The sequence below is a fragment of the uncultured Metabacillus sp. genome, from assembly GCF_947503125.1.
Taxonomy (GTDB): Bacteria; Bacillota; Bacilli; order Bacillales; family Bacillaceae; genus Metabacillus.
The window spans coordinates 1-1,608 of sequence record NZ_CANNCR010000139.1 but is presented as its reverse complement, the minus strand read 5'-3'; the positions used below and the strand labels follow the sequence as shown (position 1 = coordinate 1,608).

Genomic DNA, 1,608 nt, shown 5'->3' with positions numbered 1-1,608 from the left:
TTCAAGGCTAGCCCTAAAGCTATTTCGGAGAGAACCAGCTATCTCCAAGTTCGATTGGAATTTCTCCGCTACCCACACCTCATCCCCGCACTTTTCAACGTGCGTGGGTTCGGGCCTCCATTCAGTGTTACCTGAACTTCACCCTGGACATGGGTAGATCACCTGGTTTCGGGTCTACGACCACGTACTCATTCGCCCTATTTAAGACTCGCTTTCGCTGCGGCTCCGTCTCTTCAACTTAACCTTGCACGGGATCGTAACTCGCCGGTTCATTCTACAAAAGGCACGCCATTACCCATTAACGGGCTTTGACTACTTGTAGGCACACGGTTTCAGGATCTCTTTCACTCCCCTTCCGGGGTGCTTTTCACCTTTCCCTCACGGTACTGGTTCACTATCGGTCACTAGGGAGTATTTAGCCTTGGGAGATGGTCCTCCCTGCTTCCGACGGGATTTCACGTGTCCCGCCGTACTCAGGATCCACTCTGGAGGGAACGAAGTTTCAACTACAGGGTTGTTACCTTCTATGACGGGCCTTTCCAGACCGCTTCATTTACCCCGTTCCTTTGTAACTCCTAATAGAGTGTCCTACAACCCCAAGAGGCAAGCCTCTTGGTTTGGGCTTCTTCCGTTTCGCTCGCCGCTACTCAGGAAATCGCGTTTGCTTTCTCTTCCTCCGGGTACTTAGATGTTTCAGTTCCCCGGGTCTGCCTTCATTACCCTATGGATTCAGGTAAAGATACTGTTCCATTACGAACAGTGGGTTTCCCCATTCGGAAATCTCCGGATCAAAGCTTACTTACAGCTCCCCGAAGCATATCGGTGTTAGTACCGTCCTTCATCGGCTCCTAGTGCCAAGGCATCCACCGTGCGCCCTTCATAACTTAACCAAAAATCTTTTTATGAAAGAATCACTAAACTAAGCGTTTAAACTCAGTGAATACTTGAATTGTTATTATCGTTATCTAGTTTTCAAGGAACATAAAGCACAGGATGCACAAATGCTATAAGCATTTAAACTCCTATGTTTTTTCTTACATATAATGAAAGATCGTAAATGATCTCTCAAAACTAAACAAAAACCAAGCGAGCCTCATTTTCCTTAGAAAGGAGGTGATCCAGCCGCACCTTCCGATACGGCTACCTTGTTACGACTTCACCCCAATCATCTGTCCCACCTTAGGCGGCTGGCTCCTTACGGTTACCCCACCGACTTCGGGTGTTACAAACTCTCGTGGTGTGACGGGCGGTGTGTACAAGGCCCGGGAACGTATTCACCGCGGCATGCTGATCCGCGATTACTAGCGATTCCGGCTTCATGCAGGCGAGTTGCAGCCTGCAATCCGAACTGAGAATGGTTTTATGGGATTGGCTTGACCTCGCGGTCTTGCAGCCCTTTGTACCATCCATTGTAGCACGTGTGTAGCCCAGGTCATAAGGGGCATGATGATTTGACGTCATCCCCACCTTCCTCCGGTTTGTCACCGGCAGTCACCTTAGAGTGCCCAACTGAATGCTGGCAACTAAGATCAAGGGTTGCGCTCGTTGCGGGACTTAACCCAACATCTCACGACACGAGCTGACGACAACCATGCACCACCTGTCACT

At 49.6% G+C, this 1,608-nt stretch carries 2 rRNA genes; both read right to left on the bottom strand.

Annotated features, from left to right (window positions below):
- Nucleotides 1–890 (bottom strand): 23S ribosomal RNA (locus tag Q1B07_RS26470); the annotation flags it as partial.
- Between the two features lie 216 nt (nt 891–1,106).
- A 16S ribosomal RNA gene (locus tag Q1B07_RS26465) occupies nt 1,107–1,608 on the bottom strand; the annotation flags it as partial.